The organism is Methanosarcina soligelidi (genome assembly GCF_000744315.1).
Taxonomy (GTDB): Archaea; Halobacteriota; Methanosarcinia; order Methanosarcinales; family Methanosarcinaceae; genus Methanosarcina; species Methanosarcina mazei.
In genome coordinates this window covers 377,365-396,006 of record NZ_JQLR01000001.1, presented here as the reverse complement: position 1 = coordinate 396,006, position 18,642 = coordinate 377,365, and the positions used below count along the sequence as shown (strand labels likewise).

Here is an 18,642-nt window from a genome sequence, read left to right as displayed (position 1 = left end):
ATAATCTCAACATATTTTAAAAATTTATCCTCCATAATGTTTATAATATTCTCTTCTTATTTGAATTCTTCTAATAGTTCGTTCTGGTTTCTGACTGATGTTTTCAAACTTTAAGGCTTATTCCTCCGGGAAATATTCCCAAAATGAAAATGAAATACCTGCCTTACTTTATATATATTTTTAATAATTGGCGTGTTGCTGACATGGTATTTATATCCACGATTACATCCTCGAGCTTTTGAAATTTCAACTGTTGTATCCAATTTCTACTGTTATATTTTTTAATTTTGACTTTGATTTCTGGCATGTTAAGATTATCTGGTCTCTAAAAATAGTCATTCTGTCAATTGCTCGAGCTACAGGCACTCTTTCCAGAGAATATCTTCAATACTTTTTCAAAATCAATTTGCAGGGATTTTTCAACATTTTGTTTTTTGTTTCTTTCAGATATCTTTAAATAATACCTTAGCTATTTTACATAATGTAATGTTTTCTTTACATTATGTTAATTTAATTTTGCTATTTGTCTTTAAAGCTTTACTTAATTTTTAGACTAAATAATAACTCTACTAATTAAAACTGTAAATGGAAAACAAGGTGGTTTCAGATGAAGCGAAAGCAATTCCGGATAGTTTCTCTCCTGATTGTGATGATGATTGGAGCTGTGGTAGGTTTCTCGGCATCTATAGGAAATCCTGTGCTAGCTGTAGGAGTCGTGCTTGCAGGCATGGCTGTTATGTATATTCTGAAAAGCAGGCTGGAAGGCGTGGTCGAAGATGAAAGGATCTATCAGGTGAGCCAGAAAGCTTCCCGCATTACTCTCCAGATAGTTGCACTGGGCTTTGCCCTTGGAGGTGCAGCCCTCATAGCCATGAGAGATACTTATCCGGGATACGTGGATCTGGGGTTCTTCATGGCTTATGCAGGCTGCGGAGTTCTTGTGCTTTACTCCCTGTTTTATATGTATTATAACAGGGAATACGGTGGCTGATATGAAAAACAAAATTAAAGTTTACAGGGCAATGCACGATCTTACCCAGGAAAACCTTGCTGACCGAGTTGGGGTCACAAGGCAGACAATACATGCCATTGAGAAAGGTAAGTATGACCCTTCCCTCGACCTTGCTTTCAAGCTTGCCCGGCTTTTTAACGCAAATATCGAAGACATCTTTCTCTATGAGGAAAAAGGGAAGTAAGACTGCTCTTGATATGTTTTTTCTTACTTTTTTCTTACTTTTTTCTTACTTTTTCTCGGAATCGGTAAAAAATCTTTTATTCCGTTTTTTTTCTGTATTTTTTCCGATTTTTTTATAAAAGCAACCTCCTCATATTTTTTTCAGATAAACTTAGCTTTCCTTTTCTCCTTTACGCAAATAAACCTGAAGTAAAATGTATATATTTCTTGCTTTATTTCCTGTAAAATCGCTGTCTATCAATGATATGGGATTTTCTCACTTAAGCTAGATTTACCAGTTAATTTTGAAGGCTCTGCATCAGGAAAATCAAGATTAGTTTTTAAATAAACTTATAAGGAATGAGCAGTTAGTTTAACAGGGTACCTGTTTCTATTGTATCGGTTTGATAACCGGTATCCAGACAATAAAGCAGGAACAGCCGAATAAACAAAACCAGTTTCCCGAAAAGGGAGATCAGCAGGAGTGTAAAAGTATGATGCAATCTTTTATAGTGGAGCACTATCTCGAAAGTGCTGTAGACGTTTACTGTGGCGGGCCGGACATTTTCAAAGGAAGCGTAAAAGCATGTGCAGATAATGTACTCACCCTCGAAAATGATGGAAAACTGACACATATAGCCATTGATAAAATCATAGCTATGTGGCCGCAGTAATTTCGAATTGCAGATTTAAGGTGATATAACGCGGCAGACAGGGAAAAAAAGGACAGCCATAATCCTTTTTTGAGCTATCTGTATCGCTGAATAATTCTATGGATTGAAGGATTAGCCCGGTTTTTTTGCCCAGCCAGGTTTTTATTCTCCATTGCCTGGGTGGAAGCTGATCCTTTATTCCACAGGAGCGAAAATGAACACACCGAGGTGCAGAAAATGCAGTGTTTTATAGTGGAGCACTATTTTGACGAAGTTTTGGATGTTTACTGTGGGGGTTCAGACGTTTTTAACGGAAAGGTTAAAGCCTGCGCAGATAACGTTCTCACTCTTGACAAGAATGGAAAATACACGCACATAGCAATCGATAAGATCATAGCGGTCTGGCGTGCATAAAAGGGAAAACGAGAATAATCAAGCCAGTTTTTTGAACCGAAAGCTGTCAGATAGAGCAGTTGAATAAAAGGACTGAGTAGCAGAAAAGTCTTTGAATGGAATATTTTTATCCATCCCCGCATTTTCTTCATTGGGCTGAAACTGCTCTATCAGTGACGGTTATTTTGAATTTCAACAGTAAATGCTTCCTGAAAGCTGATACTGAGAGCTAATATTTTCCTGTTTTTACCGTTTTACCTGCAGGTCTACAGTTCATAGCTCATGCTTTCATTTTATTCTTTTATTTTTTGATGCAGCTTTTTGCATGAGAGGCAATAAATTCTCTCATAAGTTTTGCTCCGAGCATCGCTGTCTGTCCGGAGTCGTATTCAGGGGCAATTTCAACAACATCGAAAGCCATTGAGTAAGGGGCAAGGGTCCTTATCGCAGTCCTGACATCCCTGGCACTCAGCCCGAAAGGTTCAGGTGTTCCCAGTCCGGGGGCATACGCGGGATCTATTGCATCCATATCAAGGGAAAGGTAGAGCTGGCTGCAGTCAAGTGATTCAATCGCTTCTTTGAGGACTTCTACCATGCCTATGGATTCAACATCATCTGCCGTGTAGTATCTCAGCTTATTTTCTCTGGCAAAAATCCATTCTTCTTCGGGCCCGCTCCTTATACCTATGGAAACGAGATTATCCGTGATATTTTCCAGAATATTCCGGGATACACATGCATGGTTGTGTTTGAAACCTCTGTACTCCTCCCTGAGGTCAAAGTGGGCATCAAGAATAAGGACTCCGAAATCATCCCCTGCGAATTCCGCACAGGCTTTGACCGTAGAATAAGTCAGGGAGTGCTCGCCCCCAAGCATAATAGGAAGCTTTCCGTCGTTCAGCAGAGCCTTTACCTCTTCGTAAAGGTCCCTCAGGGTCTCGTCAACCGAGGCTGAAGTTTCCAGGTTTCCTGCATCATATATCGGAAGGTCTACAAGGTCTATGTCGAAAACCGGGTTATAACTCTCAAAATTTGCAGAAACCTGCCTCATAGCATCCGGAGCCCAGCGGCTGCCTGCACGGTATGAAGAGGTATTATCAAAGGGTACGCCAAAAATTACGTAGCGTGCAGATTCGTAATCTGCGAGGGCATCTATAAAGGAATTGGGTAAAAACATACTCTTACCTGATGTAAATTATACCTGATGTAAATTGTTTAATTAGTAAAAAAGAGAACTCAGGGTCTGTATTAACCTGAGTTTTTGTTTGTCTGTTTTTCAATGATTACGTCCTTATATCGAGTTTGACCTTTCCGAGGGCTGTGATATAGGATACCTCTTCGCCCTCTTTTACTCTCTCCTTTAATTCATCAGGAATTACGATTTCAAAAGTCGAAAAGTCTCCCATGTCCATAAGCTGGGCAATGTCTCCGGTGATTGAGATAACCTGTGCACTCTTTCTTTCCACGATCGGGACATAAACTTTGTTTGCTACGGACCCGATATAAGAGCGCTTCTGGCCGTCAAAAAGGCCTATTGCCTCTACTCTTGCCTTTGCGGCTCCGTGTTTCCCGGGTTTTGACTTGGTAATGCTTTTTATCACACATGCTTCATCGTCAATAATTACATATTTTCCTTCTTTAAGTTCCTTTACTTCTACCTGCTGTTTCATAGTGATTCTCCCTTACATTTTATATATTTATAATAAGCTGTAAACGTCATACCGGATTTGATCTAAAGTTTTCAGCGCCAATTCCGGTGAAGTGGTATAAGAAGGCTTTTTTAATTTTTAAGCCTGTCTACCCTTTCATCCATACTTTACTTAACTGCTCGTATAGAAAAGCTGGAAGTAATTATTATCTGAATGCCTGTGCAACCTGACAGGTCGAGACTAATACGATTAATTATCCTAGAGTATATAACGCTTATGCGAGATTTCGTTTTTCCGGGCATAATTTCAGAGGATTTCTCTCGAAAAACCGGGCAGTTTTATTTATTTGAGTAAAATATTATTTTTTAAAGTTCAAAGGCGATTATTATTAATTTCGATGGACATTTTTTCTGAGGAATTTAAGATATGCCCAGAACTCCTTGATTCTTCTCAATTTTTTCAGTATGCGATTTCCAGTTCTTCAAGCTTTTCCTGGAGAGGCACGCCTTCTCTGTCCCAGCCCCTGTAATGATAATACTCCTGGAGAGCTGCGTTAAACTCCTGCTTATCTATTCCATTTCCTTTCCCTTCGCTCGTTTCGAACAGCCTTTGAGGGAGTGTATCATCTTCTCGAGAGAATCCTGCTTTTATATTGTAAACTCTTTCAAGATTCCAGATCCTTTCCCCAGCCTTCAAGAGTTCTGCAGGAGATATTTTTATTCCTGTCCCGGCGTATAATAAAGCTGAACAGAGTTCTTCGCCTACGGCAAAAACCGAGAACGGACAGAGTACAAGAGAATCAAGCACAGCAGTCATGTTTTCAAATGCCTGCAGGATTCCGGCTTTTCCTTTAAGGCTGAAGCGGTCCAGCATCAGTGGTTTTCCTAGAACTTCCGGCCCTACCATAAAGGCTGTAAGATAATCTCCGCCGTGGCAGGAAGTCGCGTAAGCCAGAGCCTGACCTTTAATCCCCCTGGGGTCAAACCCTGCGAGTTCAAGCCCTTTTACATCCATGCTGATATCTTCTCTCCCCCGGCTTGAGAGATATTTTCTGGCACCTTCCCCGGTTTTGCCTCCTTCTCCCATTTCTTCAAGCAGACCTTCAAGTTCTCTTGCCTCTATTTTTTCTGATTTGAGTTCTGCCAGAGCGCCAAGTACCGAACCCGCAGAAACAGGGTCAAGCCCGTAGTCTTTGCATATTCTGTCTGCCAGGAGCACGTAGTTAAAGTCGGGGTTTTCAAGGTTAAATCCGAAAGCCCATAAAGAATCGTAGTCAGGAAGAATTTGCCCTGTTTTTTTTATTCTCCGTTTACAGCTCAGGGGGCAGGAGGGGCAGCTTTCTTTTTCGAGATCAAAACTGGCTTTTATATACTCACCTGAGAAACGGTCAGCAAAAGAAGTCCTTCTTTCGGAAAAGTTTCTTCCCGGGATGAGGTCCATATAGTCCAGTAGCTTGACAAATGCAGGAGTGCCGTAATTTGAAAGCCCTTTGGAAAGTACAGGGTTTGCTTCAAAAAGCTTCAACATTTTTGCCCTGAGATCCCCAAAACTCTCAGGGCTAGCAGGCAGGATCTCTTTTTCACCCTTTACAATCACAGCTTTCAACATCTTTGAGCCTGCAACAGCTCCCAGGCCTCCCCGGCCGCTGTGAATGGAATCAATTACAAAAGAAGAAATAAGGGCTCCCTTTTCTCCTGCCCTGCCTATACAGGCGGCGCTTCCTTTATTTTTCAGGGCTTCGGTACATGCTCCCGTATTTTTACCCCATAAATGGTCTGCCTGCCTGACTTTTATCTTCTCTCCCTTTACCTCCACAAGAGAAGGCCTCTTTGCTTTTCCGGTAATCACAAGCGCATCAATTCCAGCTGTTTTCAGTTCCCTTCCAAAGCCTCCGCCTGTGTTCCAGCTGAATACCGTGCCTGTGAGGGGGGATTTCGATGTGACAATTGCACCTGAAGACATGGGAGCAAGGACCGTGAGTAGCCCTGCAGTGAAAATAAGTGGATTTAACGGGCTGAGGGGGTCAATATCAGCATCTGCCAGTTCGGAAAGCAGTTTTACTCCGAGCCCTCTCCCTCCAAGGTAATTGAGGACTAACTTTTCATCAGTCTCTACAGCATTAACCGATTCCGAGCCAAGGTCTATATATACTGTTTTTCCTGTCCGGTAAACCATATCAAAATCCCTTTTCATATCTTTTAATCTTTTCTGGGCTTTCTTGATGCTTAAATTTTGAAAATGCTTTTTGAGAATGGGCTTTAATTGTAATTTTTACCGTGAAAATCTTGAAAGAGCCATTCTTTAAGGCAGAGAAATTGTAGATAATATTACATGAACCTGGAGAAACCTTATATCATTTCCGTATATGCTCTCATCCGGAACGAAAAAGGGGAATTTCTGCTGCTCAGGCGCTCGGAAAATTCCCGCACCAATGCAGGAAAGTGGGACCTTCCGGGCGGAAAGGTAAACCCGGACGAGTCTCTTAAAGAAGGGGTTGTGCGTGAAGTCTGGGAGGAAACCGGAATTACAATGGTACCGGGCGATATTGCAGGGCAGGTAAACTTTGAACTCACTGAAAAGAAGGTCATTGCTATCGTGTTTGATGGGGGGTATGTTGTCGCTGACGTTAAATTGAGCTATGAGCACATTGAATATTCCTGGGTCTCGCTGGAAAAGATTCTCGGTATGGAGACGCTCCCGGCTTATTTCCGGGATTTCTTTGAAAGGTTTGATCGTGAGAACAAAAAACCTTCAAAGCTCTTTATTTAATCTGAGTATTGCATTTTTTATCCTTTGGATTTTTTATTCTTTAAAATACTCATCTTCGAGTTTTTTTCTTTTTCTTCGGCTTTTCTGCCAGCTTATCCCCAGGAAGAGCAGGACTGCAAGAGCTAAAAAAACTGCTGCACGTATCAGGCCTCCATACCTGCTCCACAATATGGGATTGATGTTATCCCTCATTTCATATTTCGGATACATTATATCCCTCGGGTTATCGCTGTGACCGAGACCAAGGGCATGTCCAAGCTCATGCTTTGAAATGCTGAGCATGGTTGAGTCTCCATACTGGCTCCATGACCTGCCCTGATAATTCCCAACCTCAAGTACTATTTCAACTTCAATGAAACGGTCTCCGGATATCCTCGGCTTTGCATAGCCTGCCACACCTGAAGGAGCGCCCTCTACTTTCTCAAGGTTTTCAACCCACCTTATCTTTATGTCAGCATTTTCGGAATCAACGATCTCAAAAACAGGGGTATAATTAAGTTTCCCGTTTCCTCCTTCTTCCCAGTATTCAAGAGCTTTTTCTACCTGTTCATAATATGTGGGGCTGTAACGGGAAGGGGTATTCTTATCGTCAATGTATACTGTGATTGGGGAATGGTCCCAGGGTTTATCGAGAATTTTTTCCGGGACTTCCCCGGATTCTGCGGAAACGGCAGGTATTAAAAATACTATCAGCAATAAAACGAAGGATAATATTATTAGATTTATTTTTTTTTGATTAATAAAGATGAGCCCCCGTATCAGCATTGATTTGTTTAAACTGTTTTCAGGTATACTGCCGTACAAACAGTATGGGTTCTGATTCGAGCCTGCATGAGTTTGATGTTTACAGTTAATCTGGTATTTATAGCAATTTTTATGTTTGCAGTTAATCTGGTGTTTATAGCAATTTTTATGTTTGCAGTTAATCTGGCGTTTACAGCTTGAGTTAATTAGTGTTAGAAATATATTTTCAAAAAGTAGTTCCATGGTTATAATAACTTTGACGCGGATCTATTCGCCTGGAAACCTATCTGGATCTCAGGTTCACTTTTTGATAAAACAGACCAGAAAATGTCTTTAAAATCAAGTATTGAAAACTGGTTCTTTAATCCGCCAGTTTGAAAAAGTTAAATTTCAGGTTTACATGTTTATTTCATTCATGCCTGCTTTCATTCATGCCTGCTTTCATTCATGTTTGCTTTATATGTGCTCCGGCAATATTGCATACCTCGCAGTCAGGGTCGTCACATTGCTCTTTTTCTTCGCTTTTTTCTTCTTTATTTTTTCCATTCTCATCTGGAAATTCCGAAGCAAGAGCTCTTGTACTTTCTGCAAGCACGGCAGCATTTGATAGAGATGCCCCTATCATTATTGCAGAAAATATTTTTTCTTTTGAAATCCCTTTCCTTTTCGCTACTCTCACATGCATCTTCAAACAGTGTTCGCAGCGAAGGGCAGAAGCCACTCCAATGGAGATAAGTTCCACGGTTTCCTGGTCGAGATTTTTTACCTCTCGCATGATGGAGTTATCATAAAGGGTTTTCGGAATGAAGATCTCAGGGAGATCTTTCATAAAATTCATAATATAGGGGACTTCTCCATACTGCTCCCGAACGTCATCAAGGAGCTTAGGAATGACTTTTTGGGGATCATTTTTTAAAATTTCCACAATATCCTCAAGTTCCATATGAAACCACCAGCATAGATTAACGTGGAAACCGGGCTAGACCCATTTTCCGGGTCGGGTTTTACAGTTTTAAGGATAAGTGAAAAGGCACAAACCCAGTAAAAATGTAAAATGGATAGTTTTAGCTCAACAGAATCCGGGTCAAATTGCAAAACCTACGTCGGATTTAGATTTGATTTTTATCAATATATAATTTTTCATTTTTGACCGAGAAATATTTGCAAGCTCTGAAAGAGTAACCCCTTCATCAAACTCCAGCTTTTCTATTTTTTCATGGAATTGGTCATACGGCAGTTTTACCCTGACCCCATCGAGCTGAAGGGTAAGCGGGGCGGGAGAGAGCACAGTACGGATTTCCGGGACCTGATTTTCTATCTCTTTCATCACCCTTGCAGGAAGTACTGCCAGAGGATCTCTTGCCTGCTGTTTGCGAATACTGTCCGCTATTTTTGAAACCTCCTGGTTGAGATTTTCAAGGGCATTAACTTCCTCAGTTCTTCTTAACCTGTGGGAAACTCTTCCGATATTTCCTACGTAGAGGTCTGCTCCCTGAATATCCTCCGTTTTAAGATCTGAAGGCCCACCTGTCACCACAATGGGTATCTCTATGCCTTCAAAAAGTTTTGGCTTCTTTTTTGTGATGCAGTCACTGAAAGAGCCAAAGGTGAAAACTGCAATATCGTGCTCGTTAATCAGCTTCCTTTCGTAGTCCATTGAAAGGGATACCCTTCGCCCCATCCCTCGTGCGAGCCCTAACATGTTCGTATTGGCTCCGGGGTGACGCAGGTATTCTGCTACATCGCAGGCTGAGTGGGGCAGGTGATGGGAAGCAAGTGTTGGGGATACAACTGCGATTTCCACACCTGTTAAAGGCGCTTCCACCAGTATTCCAAGCAGTTCTTTAGAAAGTTTTTTCACAATATCAACGTCTTTTTCAGGCACAAGCATTATGAGATTGACTTCGGTCCCTGTAACCACTTTCTGAATTATGTATCCTCCAAGGTCTTCCATCAGTTCGATTAGAAGCCCGTGCTTATGGACTCCGCCGGTATAAAGATAGGGTAGGAGTACAGCCATCTTACTTTTTCCCTCCTTCCATTAATTCGTCTAGCATTGCTCCTGCTTCTTCAATCCACTCACGCTCTAATGTTTCTTCTGATGCTACAAATACAAAGCGATTGCCTTTATAAAGGTGGTAGCGTACCCTGAAACCCTCTGGTGTTACCCGGATTGCAAAGTCCACAAGGTTTTCATGAAGCCTGTGCCTGGGATCTGCAACCAGCATTTCTTTAATAAATTCAGCCTCTTCTGCAGGCTTATCCGTACTGATGGTTACTGTCCAGCGGTCCGGCTGACTGATGTTTGCTTTTCCGTAGCGTTCCCAGAGTTTTACAAGCAGTTCCGGGATATACTGTTCTTTTTTAATAGAGATCACTACTTCGCCGGCGACGGGTTTTGTTTCCACGTCGGCAATATCGATTGTCGTAACCCTGGTGCCTACATCCCTCAGGATGATTGCCATCTGGAAAAGGGAATCTTCAGGTCTCAGTACTACCTTGATTCTTCCTATTGCAGGGGCAAGCTTGAGACTCGCAAGGTTGTCCTCGATGATCTTTCTGTAAAACTCCGTTTCCGAATCAATTGCGGACTCGACAACAAAGATCTCAAGCGAATCCATTTTGATCTCACTCCTCCACGAAGCCGGAAGCAAGAAGTGCTGCTCCTACTGCCCCTATCAGGTGGGAGTTTTCAGGAACAAGGACATCAATCTTGAGAAGCTTTCCAAGGGCTTTTGGAACCCCTTCGATCAGGGAAGAGCCGCCTACGAGAATCAGGGGTTCTTTTACGTCAACCTCCTGAAGCTGCTGCTCATAAATCTGCTCTACCACACTATAACATGCAGCAGCGGCTACATCTTCAGGGGTGGACCCTTTGGCAAGGGAATTTACAAGGGACTGAATCCCGAAAACTATGCAGTAGCTGTTCATGGATACATTTTCATGCATACCTTTAACTGCAAGAGCTCCAAGTTCGGTGATGTCCACACCAAGCCTCTTTGAAATCATTTCAAAGAAACGTCCTGAAGCTCCGGCGCAGATCCCGCCCATTGTAAACATTCCCGGAATTCCATCTTCAACCGAGATCGCCTTGTTGTCCATCCCGCCTATGTCAATAACTGTTGCAGGCCCCTTCTGCCTGTCTGCGAGATAGACCGCTCCCTTTGAATTGACGGTTATCTCTTCCTGGATAAGCTGGGCGTTAAAATGGTTTCCTATAAGGAAGCGTCCATATCCTGTCGTTCCCATAGCCTGGACTTCTTCCCTGGAAACCCCGGCTTCTTTCAGGGCAATAGAGTATGCTTCTTCAGCGCTCTCAATGACTTTTGTTGTCGGCACCCACCCTTTGCCTATTATTTTATTGTCCTTCATTACCACTGCTTTTGTAGTTGTTGACCCTGAGTCTATCCCGGCAGTAAGCCCGTGCTGAACTTCCCTTGTAAGGAGGTGCCTGCGTCTGACAATTGTAGTAAGGGCTTCCAGTCGGGTGAGCAGTGTGCCTGCAGTGGTGCTCTCGGTAAAAGAGTAGCTAATAACCGGAATATTCGAGTGTCTATGGATGTACCTTCTGACCTCGTTCCGCACGATAGCTCCTTCTGCACAGCGGAAGCAGGTAGTGATAAAGACTCCATCGGCATTGGTTGTCCCTTCAACGACAGCTTTTGCCCGAGCCATCATAAGCCTCAGGTCTCCGCTTGCAACTTCAAGCCCGAAATCCCTGCCTATGGTGTCTATGGATGCAACGTCAACTTCAGGAAAAATAAATTTTGCTTTCACTTTGGCTGCCGCTTCATCAAATTCAGGCTGGACTCCCGCATATTCAGAGCCGCAGGACACCAGGGCAATCTTGACAAGTCCGGATTCTTCAGTGCTCATTTCCTGTCCTCCTCTTCAGCTGTTTTTTCTTTGTCTGCCTTATTACTTTCTTCAGACTTTTCTTTAGGCAATGATTCCAGGAATTCTGCGATCTGGCTTACAAAATCTCGGGCTTCTTCACTGGATTCAGGATACTTTACTTCAAGTATGGGGACATTTTTTGAGCGGACCAGATATTTCATTAACTCATTTGTACGGTTACAGCCCACACAGCCAAAATTAGCAGGAGGATTTTCAACTATAATTGCAGCTTCGGTCTCTTCTATCAGTGGACCTATAAGTGACATCCTTCCTCTTACTCCGGCAGGCACTTCAATTGCAGCATATTTAAGACCAAGTTTAGGGTCTTCGGAAGTGATATTAATAGGGGGAGAGTCCAGGCCGATGTTTGTAACTTTTTCTCGTATCTGGTTCATCATGCTAAGGGGCCTGTGCCCGAAACGTTCAACAAGATCAGCAAGAATAAGACTGTTTATAGGGTAAATGAAAACCTTTACCAAAAAATTCACCTCGAAAGTTCCGCTTCAATAACTTTTTCAAGCTCCGAAACTTTAAGTCTGCGTTTCTCCTCTGGCTTCTCTTTTACACATCCTTTTGCTTCCAGGTCATCGAGTGCAGCCCCTATGGCAGGGAGCATCTCAACTTCTTCTCTCAGGAAATGGAATCCAGGTCTCGGACCTCCCCCCCGGCTTGCCCGGCAGCGTCTCTCGTCGCCGGCAGGAAATCCCCTATCTTTTATAAAAATATGGTTTTTATCCAGTTCCCGGATCTTTTCGGCCACTGATAAAACATCTTCTTTAGGACCTGTTACAATCAATCCAAAGCAGGTTTCCTTTACAGTAACCGGAAACTCTGATTCGTAAATCTTCATGGCTGCGTCTGAAGGCAGCACTTTATCCGAACTGATTACAATAACTTTCGTAATCTCTTCCTTTTTTATCTCTGTCATTTTCTGTCTCTCCTTAGCTTCGGGAGACTTCACCTGAAAAAAAATCAAAATATGTGAATCCACTCAAGCATCGGGTATTTATTTCGCTTATGTATTATTTTATTGTTGCATTACTTATCAATTTATGCGGCTATTTTTATACTTCACTAATTATTCTTATCCCTGTTCTCAATTTTTCTGGCCACCATTTTCTTTGCGTGCAACTTCGGTTATGTATATGGCATCTCCTTCTTTGATGCCTTTGAGTTTGTCAGGCTCGACAATTCTGCCGATAATGTTTGTCGAAGAGAATTTCTCTCCTGTGGGGCCGAAAAGATCGTCATCTATAAGTCTGACTCCTATTGTACCCATTCTCTTTGCTGCCTGGTTTGTGATTCCTATTTCCCCAGCCAGTACTTTCTTCTCAGGCGTGTTTTCAGGGAGGATTTCCTTATATTTCACCATTTCCTTTTCCGTTTTAAAAAGGTAAGTGGTCTCGTATATCATATGAACGGGAAGTTTTCCGACGGTTTTGGTTTTAAGATCAAGAGCGTGGCGGAAAAAGTCAATAGATTTTGGAGCTATCTCCGTATAAAGTTCAACCTCGATGAGTTTTGCCCTGGCTACGGCATATGCCTTTACTTTAGCCTCTCCGAGAATTTCCAGGGTAGTTGGGGGTTCCTGCCTGACAATCACCGAATCTTCTCCGGCGTAGCCTTCTTTTATCAGTTCAACTCCAATAGAGGAAAGTAAAGGCTCCACCTCTTCAAAGCTGTGCCCTAGAAGGACGATCTGGGGAGGAAGACTTTCTACTGACAGTTTTTGCCCCTTTTCTGCAAGTTTTATGAGTTCCAGCCCTTTTGTTACCTGTCCCACGACAGAATGCACAAGGCTTGAAGGGCGTTCTTCTCTTGAAATATATATTCTACCTGTCCCGTATCCAACTGTCCTTACCGAAATGGCACCTTCTCTTCTCTGCTCAAAATTTTCATAAGGAGCAGGCACTTCCCTGAGACTGTCGTCCGAAATAAACGAGCTGGTAACCGCATCTACTTTAAGTGTCCCTTCACGGGTCAGGGCATAGAAATGCTCTGCCCCCACAGGAGCATTTCTGGAAAGCTCAACCTCAAAATAAGTATATACACTGTCCTCGTCTTCGAGAGGGGTCGAGAGGTCGGTAGTGCATGTTTTCTCTGTAATCCGTTCCCATTCTATAACAGGCTCTATGCTCAGGATAGAATCTTCTTTGGAAATCTTGGAAATTATTTTTCTCCCGGTTACAATGCTTGCAAAAACACCGTCATCAGGAGACCCATACTCGGCTGAATGTCTTTTCCTTGACAGGATCAGATGAGTATTGTGCGGATCAAACCCTCCAGCTCCGAAAAGGACATCAAAAGCTTCAAAGTTTCCTGTTTCACGCGAAGGTTTTATATCGGCTTCAAAAGGTCCGAAAGCCAGAGCTTCAGGGCTTTCCCAGTGGATGTCCTTTCTTTCGTACTCTTTATAATGTTCGGCCCATAATTTTCCTGAGGTTGACTCGGGGTCTTTGATTTCTATCCTCAGCTCCCCTTTGGGCGTATTGATAGCGTATTCGGTGATTTTCTCCGTTCTCTTTTCAGCGGCTTTTTTGAGAATCCCAATCGCTGCACCGGCTATGTAGGGGGCTCTGGAAACTTTAAGGGCGTCTCCAATGGTAGAGCCTGCGGGCAAAGTGTAAACCTGCCCGTTCACCTCTACGCTGATCTCATTACTCGTAATCGGCACCTCATTTTAGTATTTTTCCATACTAAGAGGTGGCAGCATATTTATATTTCTTCTGCAGCTTTGATCTTTTCTTCTTCTGTAAGCTGGGAAAGTACGTTCTTTGGCTGGCCTATATCCACTATCTTCCCATCGCGCATAAGTGCGACGCGGTTGCAGATCTCATTTACAAAGTCCATATCGTGGGAGACGATGACAAACGTTTCTCCGATTTCTTCTCTGGCTTTAAGAATCGAATTTGTCACCGCAACTTTTGTAATTGGGTCCATTGTCCCGGTTGGCTCGTCCATAATGACGATTCTTGGCTCCTTGATCAGAACCTGCGCAAGTGCAATCCTATGCCGCTCCCCTTCACTCATTTCATCGGTCATTTTGGGTAAAATACTTTTTGCCTTGTCTTCTTCAAACCCTGCGGCTTTAAGAGTTATTACGGCTTTTCTTACCCCCAGTTCAAATGGGAGGTCAAGGCTGATGGATTCTGTAAGGTTGTCTATTACGGAACTGTGGGTGTAAAGCCCATATTCCTGGTGCAGGAATCCCATGTATTTCGTTGCCCTGCCTTTATTATCAACTCCCAGTTTTGTCATGTCCACCCATTCGTCTCCGATGCGGACTTCGACTTCTCCTGAGGTTGGCGGTAAAATCCCCATAAGGATTTTTGAGGTCGTGGTCTTGCCTGCCCCGCTTACTCCGACAAGTCCGAATATTTCTCCTTCCTTCACTTCAAAAGAGATGTTGTCAACAGCCCTTACAACGCCCCTGTCAACTGAAATATAACGTTTTGACAGGTTCCTTACGCGGATAATAGGCTCCCCTACCAGGACATTCCTGTCCTGCCTGACCATGGATGCGCTTTGCATAAAGACTGCAGAAACCTCAAGCGGGTTTCCTTCCTGAACGACTTCCCCATTTTCAAGCAGGATTGCCTTATCTGCCAGTTTCTCTATTACCTCGGGCCAGTGTGAGGTGAGCACCATGCTCATATCGTAGTTCTTGACAGCTTTTATAATAGCTTCATGAACCAGTTTTGCCGTCATGGGGTCAAGAGTCCCTGTGGGTTCGTCTGCTAACAGCAGCAGGGGGTTCCTTACGAGCTGCCTTGCAAGTACAACCCTCTGTTTTTCTCCTCCCGACAGCTCCCTTGCAACATGCATCATGCGGTGGCTTAAGTTTACTTCTTCAAGGAGTTCAACTGCCTTTCTCATGGCGTCATCTCCCTTATACCCGATTTCATTAAGGGAGTTTATGACATTTACAAGAACTCTTTCATCACCATAAAGGGCAAAGGTTCTCTGGAGCATGATTGCAATACGTTTGGTGATATCCTTTCTCACCGGATCATAAAGAGAAAGTTTTATGAAATCGGCTTTAAATGACTCAAGAGTCTCGCCACAGACCGGGCATTTCTGTCCTACTCTGCTTGGACGTTCTATATATCCGCATTTTTCACAGCGGGCCAGATGATATATTACTTCGCCTGAGATGTTTTCAAATGATTCTGTCCCGCGCAACACATGCATCAGGATTGTTTTTCCGGATCCGCTTTTTCCCAGAATTCCAACGACTTCCCCTTCGTTGATCTTTAAATTTACGTTTTTCAGAGCTTTGAGACCGTCGAAGTCTACAGTTAGGTTTTTAACTTCAATAAATACTGGCATGAATTTTCCTCCGCAATAATGAGCTGCATATGAATCTGGTGGCTTTCTCCCGCCTGCCTGGGCGTATCGCTCAAGAGTGAAAAGTAATTATCTCAAAGTGGAATTTTACACTAACATGACCAATAAATTTCACACATATGGGCAACAAGTAGATAAGAATAAACATTACATAAACATAACGCATTATTTTGTCACTGTGAACATTGATAACCAGCATCAGCTGGCAAAATTGCCGGATTTTTGCTCCTTATAATCCTTTTACCACATCCACAACTTTTATGATGTCGTCGAGCACCACATCTGCTGCTTTTCTGAGTTCTTCAGGTCTTTTGTCTCCCTGCTGGACTGTCATTATTCCCACGTCTGCTGCCCTGAGAGCCAGGATATCGTTAATTCCGTCGCCTACCATAACTACTTTCTCATACCTGCTTTTAAGTTCAAGCACAACTTTCTCCTTTATAAAGGGGTCTGCAAAGGCAAAGACTCTTTCTACAGGGATATTTATTAACTCTGCAAGTTGCGCCAGTGCAGACATTCTATCTCCTGATGCTATATATGTATCCACTTCCATGGTCTTGAGTATCTGGACTGTCTGCAAGGTCTTGCTGAATACTTGCCCTCCTGTGCTGAGTACATAAGGTATTTTTCTTGCCTCAGAGTCCACTATCAGTCCTGCCGCAAGATAAATGCTGTCAGGGCAGCGGGCTGTAACCGCTTCGAGCACATCGTGAACATCTCCCATAAAGAGGGAAGAGCTTTTTATGACCTCACAGGCAATATCCGAGGTAAACAGCCCTTTTGAACAGCTTATGCCTATTGAAATCCTGTAGTCCCTTATAAATTCAAATAAAGTCATCTCTCTTTTTGAACGCAGGATTATCTCTTTTTCCGTATTAAGAGCTACCAGGCCGCAACCGTTTTTTTTCGCAACAATGGCAGTGCTCTCTATATTTTCGAGAAGGTTCCCTGTGCTGGATTCTTTTGCAACTCTGTACATGTGTAGAAGAGTCCCGGCACTGTCAAAGACCACTGCAATTCGTCTGGCCATGTCAAATGATTATTCTATAAAATAAAAAAATCTTTGTGAAAACAGAAAAAAACAGGCGGAAAAAGGAATTTTATAAAAATAAATGAAGTAGTAAAGTTAAACCTTCCTTTTTCTTTCTTCACAGAATTGATGCTCCCGAAAGCAAAACCCCTGCAAAAAAGCCCAGAATTGCTCCGGAATTCAGGAAGGGGAGCCCTGCCTGGGGTTTTCCTCTCATCACCAGGATAGACAGGATCACATGCCCTGCAAGAGTCCCCAGCATTGCCCCGAGTACCGGATATGAGATGCCTCCGTTTTCAATGAATACATTTGCGGAAACTACAAGCAAACTGGGCATGACTGCGTCACCAAGCCCCATGAAAAAAGCTTCGCGAGTTTCTCCCTCTTTAAAACTCTCTTTAATAAATGAATAGTCCCGATGTTTTGGAATTATGAATAGAATGGGGAGTTTAAGGTCCATCACACCCTCAGCCATAGTTATCATGTGTTTTGTTTTGTACACCGAGATAGCATCATAGACCGCAAGAAGTATCAGAAGGACTACTACCGGGATAACGGAAAGGGAAATCCCTATCAGGGCACTGACTCCAGCTGCTATGCAGACTCCGAGGATATCGATTACATACCATTCCGGGTATTTGTAGAGCAGTAATGTTAATCCGGTAGACAGCAGGATTGAAATTATATTTTCAAGGCCTGCAAGTGAAGGAATCAGGGTTAAAAGTGCGAAAAATACATAGTATAGAGTGCTTAATATAGCGAGATATATCAGTAAGCTGATGATCCATTTCATGTTTTTCTTTATAGCTATCAGAACAAAAAGCGTAAAAGTCAGGATCATTACGATATAATATATTGAGTTGGAAACCTGCGTGGGATCTTCAAAAGCCTGCATTTCATTCGTTTCCATTGGCGTGGACAGGAGCAGGGAAAGAATCTGTACTATTAATATTAGTCCTGCCATGGAGAGAATTGGTAAATAATCTTTGAGTGAATTTTCGCTGGAACTCAATTATTAAACTCCTTATTTCTTGACAGTATGCTTTTTCTATTCCTTTATATATTTACTCTATCCTCTATCTTCAATTTTTATCCTCTCTATTATATACTGTCTGATATACTGTCTGTTGCTCCAATACTTATCTTATCTGTACCTTTTGTGTAATCGATTTGCAATCTGGTATATTCTCTTGAATTTTTGTTTTATCAAAATTTCTGGATTGTGTTAGTTTATTTCATTATCTTCCCGGTAACTCTTTTTTATATATTGCCTGGTTTTTTCGTATTACGAAAAAAACAAATTCGAGACAGGGGATAAATAAATAATTTATGCAAATAGTTAAATAGAATCACTGTATAAAAAATAAACCGAAATAAAAAATAGTTAATATAGAAGTATATTAAAAATTGAAAAACAGTAAATACTTTATGGGATTATCTTCACCTAATAATTTCCATTCCGCCATCTGGAAATTTGTTTTTGATGCAAAAATTGTGATTTATAAAAATGCGACTTATTAAAATTGTGATTTTATCAGGAAAATTTCCATAATTACATCAGAGGTATATAATGGAGACAAGAGACACAGTATTCCTTATTGTGATGGTTCTGTCATCTTTCCTTCTATCCTTTGAGTGGCTCAGAAGGTTTACGTACAAGCCCGAAAACCCTTTTATTGACCCTTTAATTATCATATCTATCATGGTTCTGACCGGAACATTATCTCTCATGCTCATTTCCATTAACAATAAACTTCAGGATTTTGAAGATAAAATTGAAGCAAGAGACCGCGCCCTCAGGGTTAATATGGAAACATCGGACACAAAAATTGAAGAAAGGATGAATGAACTCTCAAGCAAAGTTGACAACGCAGTGTATGAATTTAACCGCAGAAAATATCATTAATTTCTGCTAAATCTTATTTTTTCTCCGCAAAGTTGATTACTGTCGGTCTTCTTTTTATCCGTAACCTTTTTTTCTTTTGA

General features: G+C 42.2%; 20 protein-coding genes. 6 read left to right on the top strand and 14 right to left on the bottom strand.

Features of this window, described 5'->3' with window-relative positions; all coding sequences use genetic code 11:
* The first annotated feature begins 607 nt into the window (after window positions 1–607).
* The 4 genes from M886_RS01815 to M886_RS18825 all read left to right on the top strand — a co-directional run bounded on the left by M886_RS01815 (window position 608) and on the right by M886_RS18825 (window position 2,241).
* Window positions 608–991, top strand: a complete 384-nt coding sequence (locus tag M886_RS01815) for a DUF2178 domain-containing protein (protein WP_011032878.1) — start codon at window positions 608–610, stop codon at window positions 989–991.
* Window position 992: 1 nt separating this feature from the next.
* Entirely contained in the window at window positions 993–1,196 is a 204-nt protein-coding gene (locus M886_RS01810) for a helix-turn-helix transcriptional regulator (RefSeq protein ID WP_011032877.1), read from the top strand.
* Window positions 1,197–1,668: 472 nt separating this feature from the next.
* A complete protein-coding gene (locus M886_RS01805; protein ID WP_011032875.1) occupies window positions 1,669–1,848 on the top strand; it encodes an MM0924 family protein in 180 nt (59 codons plus the stop codon).
* Between the two features lie 216 nt (window positions 1,849–2,064).
* Complete coding sequence (locus M886_RS18825; protein ID WP_167333146.1) at window positions 2,065–2,241, top strand: MM0924 family protein; 177 nt, start codon at window positions 2,065–2,067, stop codon at window positions 2,239–2,241.
* Window positions 2,242–2,521: 280 nt separating this feature from the next.
* On the opposite strand, the gene speB is transcribed toward M886_RS18825, so the two are convergent.
* From speB to M886_RS01785, 3 genes are all read right to left on the bottom strand, one after another.
* Window positions 2,522–3,397, bottom strand: a complete 876-nt coding sequence (gene speB / locus M886_RS01795) for an agmatinase (protein ID WP_048039666.1) — start codon at window positions 3,395–3,397, stop codon at window positions 2,522–2,524.
* Between the two features lie 106 nt (window positions 3,398–3,503).
* Window positions 3,504–3,890 (bottom strand): translation initiation factor IF-5A, encoded by a 387-nt coding sequence (locus M886_RS01790; RefSeq protein ID WP_015411446.1) that lies wholly within the window; start codon window positions 3,888–3,890, stop codon window positions 3,504–3,506.
* A gap of 438 nt (window positions 3,891–4,328) precedes the next feature.
* On the bottom strand, window positions 4,329–6,044 hold the full coding sequence (locus tag M886_RS01785; RefSeq protein ID WP_235203848.1) for an aldehyde ferredoxin oxidoreductase family protein: 1,716 nt from the start codon (window positions 6,042–6,044) through the stop codon (window positions 4,329–4,331).
* Window positions 6,045–6,200: 156 nt separating this feature from the next.
* Here M886_RS01785 and M886_RS01780 point away from each other — a divergent pair, with 156 nt between their 5' ends.
* Complete coding sequence (locus M886_RS01780) at window positions 6,201–6,638, top strand: NUDIX hydrolase (RefSeq protein ID WP_048050544.1); 438 nt, start codon at window positions 6,201–6,203, stop codon at window positions 6,636–6,638.
* A gap of 33 nt (window positions 6,639–6,671) precedes the next feature.
* Here the strand turns inward: M886_RS01780 and M886_RS01775 are convergent, their stop codons facing one another.
* The 11 genes from M886_RS01775 to M886_RS01725 all read right to left on the bottom strand — a co-directional run bounded on the left by M886_RS01775 (window position 6,672) and on the right by M886_RS01725 (window position 17,668).
* Window positions 6,672–7,334, bottom strand: a complete 663-nt coding sequence (locus M886_RS01775; protein WP_084685119.1) for a matrixin family metalloprotease — start codon at window positions 7,332–7,334, stop codon at window positions 6,672–6,674.
* Between the two features lie 493 nt (window positions 7,335–7,827).
* Window positions 7,828–8,325 (bottom strand): carboxymuconolactone decarboxylase family protein, encoded by a 498-nt coding sequence (locus tag M886_RS01770; protein WP_048037281.1) that lies wholly within the window; start codon window positions 8,323–8,325, stop codon window positions 7,828–7,830.
* 141 nt (window positions 8,326–8,466) lie between these two features.
* Window positions 8,467–9,402 carry a methanogenesis marker 7 protein gene (locus M886_RS01765; RefSeq protein WP_048042715.1) on the bottom strand — a complete coding sequence of 312 codons (936 nt, stop codon included), beginning with the start codon at window positions 9,400–9,402 and terminating at the stop codon, window positions 8,467–8,469.
* A 1-nt stretch (window position 9,403) separates the two neighbouring features.
* A complete protein-coding gene (locus M886_RS01760) occupies window positions 9,404–10,003 on the bottom strand; it encodes a methanogenesis marker 17 protein (RefSeq protein WP_048050543.1) in 600 nt (199 codons plus the stop codon).
* A gap of 7 nt (window positions 10,004–10,010) precedes the next feature.
* Window positions 10,011–11,258 (bottom strand): methanogenesis marker 15 protein, encoded by a 1,248-nt coding sequence (locus M886_RS01755; RefSeq protein WP_011032865.1) that lies wholly within the window; start codon window positions 11,256–11,258, stop codon window positions 10,011–10,013.
* A complete protein-coding gene (locus M886_RS01750) occupies window positions 11,255–11,758 on the bottom strand; it encodes a methanogenesis marker 5 protein (RefSeq protein WP_048050542.1) in 504 nt (167 codons plus the stop codon). Before M886_RS01750 ends, M886_RS01755 begins: the two co-directional genes overlap by 4 nt.
* A 5-nt stretch (window positions 11,759–11,763) precedes the next feature.
* Window positions 11,764–12,207: a methanogenesis marker 6 protein gene (locus M886_RS01745; RefSeq protein WP_011032863.1), complete on the bottom strand. Its 444-nt coding sequence runs from the start codon at window positions 12,205–12,207 to the stop codon at window positions 11,764–11,766.
* Between the two features lie 168 nt (window positions 12,208–12,375).
* The gene (mmp3, locus tag M886_RS01740; protein WP_048050541.1) at window positions 12,376–13,953 is read right to left on the bottom strand and encodes a methyl-coenzyme M reductase-associated protein Mmp3; all 1,578 of its coding nucleotides are present in this window, start codon (window positions 13,951–13,953) and stop codon (window positions 12,376–12,378) included.
* A 41-nt stretch (window positions 13,954–13,994) separates the two neighbouring features.
* Window positions 13,995–15,608 carry a methyl coenzyme M reductase system, component A2 gene (gene atwA / locus M886_RS01735; protein ID WP_048050540.1) on the bottom strand — a complete coding sequence of 538 codons (1,614 nt, stop codon included), beginning with the start codon at window positions 15,606–15,608 and terminating at the stop codon, window positions 13,995–13,997.
* A gap of 247 nt (window positions 15,609–15,855) precedes the next feature.
* Window positions 15,856–16,656 carry an HAD family hydrolase gene (locus tag M886_RS01730; protein WP_048050539.1) on the bottom strand — a complete coding sequence of 267 codons (801 nt, stop codon included), beginning with the start codon at window positions 16,654–16,656 and terminating at the stop codon, window positions 15,856–15,858.
* Between the two features lie 118 nt (window positions 16,657–16,774).
* Entirely contained in the window at window positions 16,775–17,668 is an 894-nt protein-coding gene (locus tag M886_RS01725; protein ID WP_048050538.1) for a presenilin family intramembrane aspartyl protease PSH, read from the bottom strand.
* Between the two features lie 558 nt (window positions 17,669–18,226).
* Between M886_RS01725 and M886_RS01720 the strand changes: the two genes are divergently transcribed.
* Complete coding sequence (locus M886_RS01720; protein WP_011032858.1) at window positions 18,227–18,562, top strand: hypothetical protein; 336 nt, start codon at window positions 18,227–18,229, stop codon at window positions 18,560–18,562.
* Window positions 18,563–18,642 lie beyond the last annotated feature (80 nt).

Excerpts from the sequence above, each read along its gene's own strand:
- M886_RS01720 (WP_011032858.1), top strand. The coding sequence starts at position 18,227 with ATGGAGACAAGAGACACAGTATTCCTTATTGTGATGGTTCTGTCATCT.
- M886_RS01770 (WP_048037281.1), bottom strand. The coding sequence starts at position 8,325 with ATGGAACTTGAGGATATTGTGGAAATTTTAAAAAATGATCCCCAAAAA.
- M886_RS01745 (WP_011032863.1), bottom strand. The coding sequence starts at position 12,207 with ATGACAGAGATAAAAAAGGAAGAGATTACGAAAGTTATTGTAATCAGT.
- M886_RS01780 (WP_048050544.1), top strand. The coding sequence starts at position 6,201 with ATGAACCTGGAGAAACCTTATATCATTTCCGTATATGCTCTCATCCGG.
- M886_RS01815 (WP_011032878.1), top strand. The coding sequence starts at position 608 with ATGAAGCGAAAGCAATTCCGGATAGTTTCTCTCCTGATTGTGATGATG.
- speB (WP_048039666.1), bottom strand. The coding sequence starts at position 3,397 with ATGTTTTTACCCAATTCCTTTATAGATGCCCTCGCAGATTACGAATCT.
- M886_RS01810 (WP_011032877.1), top strand. The coding sequence starts at position 993 with ATGAAAAACAAAATTAAAGTTTACAGGGCAATGCACGATCTTACCCAG.
- M886_RS01755 (WP_011032865.1), bottom strand. The coding sequence starts at position 11,258 with ATGAGCACTGAAGAATCCGGACTTGTCAAGATTGCCCTGGTGTCCTGC.
- M886_RS01785 (WP_235203848.1), bottom strand. The coding sequence starts at position 6,044 with ATGGTTTACCGGACAGGAAAAACAGTATATATAGACCTTGGCTCGGAA.
- atwA (WP_048050540.1), bottom strand. The coding sequence starts at position 15,608 with ATGCCAGTATTTATTGAAGTTAAAAACCTAACTGTAGACTTCGACGGT.
- M886_RS01790 (WP_015411446.1), bottom strand. The coding sequence starts at position 3,890 with ATGAAACAGCAGGTAGAAGTAAAGGAACTTAAAGAAGGAAAATATGTA.
- M886_RS01805 (WP_011032875.1), top strand. The coding sequence starts at position 1,669 with ATGATGCAATCTTTTATAGTGGAGCACTATCTCGAAAGTGCTGTAGAC.
- M886_RS01765 (WP_048042715.1), bottom strand. The coding sequence starts at position 9,402 with ATGGCTGTACTCCTACCCTATCTTTATACCGGCGGAGTCCATAAGCAC.
- M886_RS01730 (WP_048050539.1), bottom strand. The coding sequence starts at position 16,656 with ATGGCCAGACGAATTGCAGTGGTCTTTGACAGTGCCGGGACTCTTCTA.
- M886_RS18825 (WP_167333146.1), top strand. The coding sequence starts at position 2,065 with ATGCAGTGTTTTATAGTGGAGCACTATTTTGACGAAGTTTTGGATGTT.
- M886_RS01760 (WP_048050543.1), bottom strand. The coding sequence starts at position 10,003 with ATGGATTCGCTTGAGATCTTTGTTGTCGAGTCCGCAATTGATTCGGAA.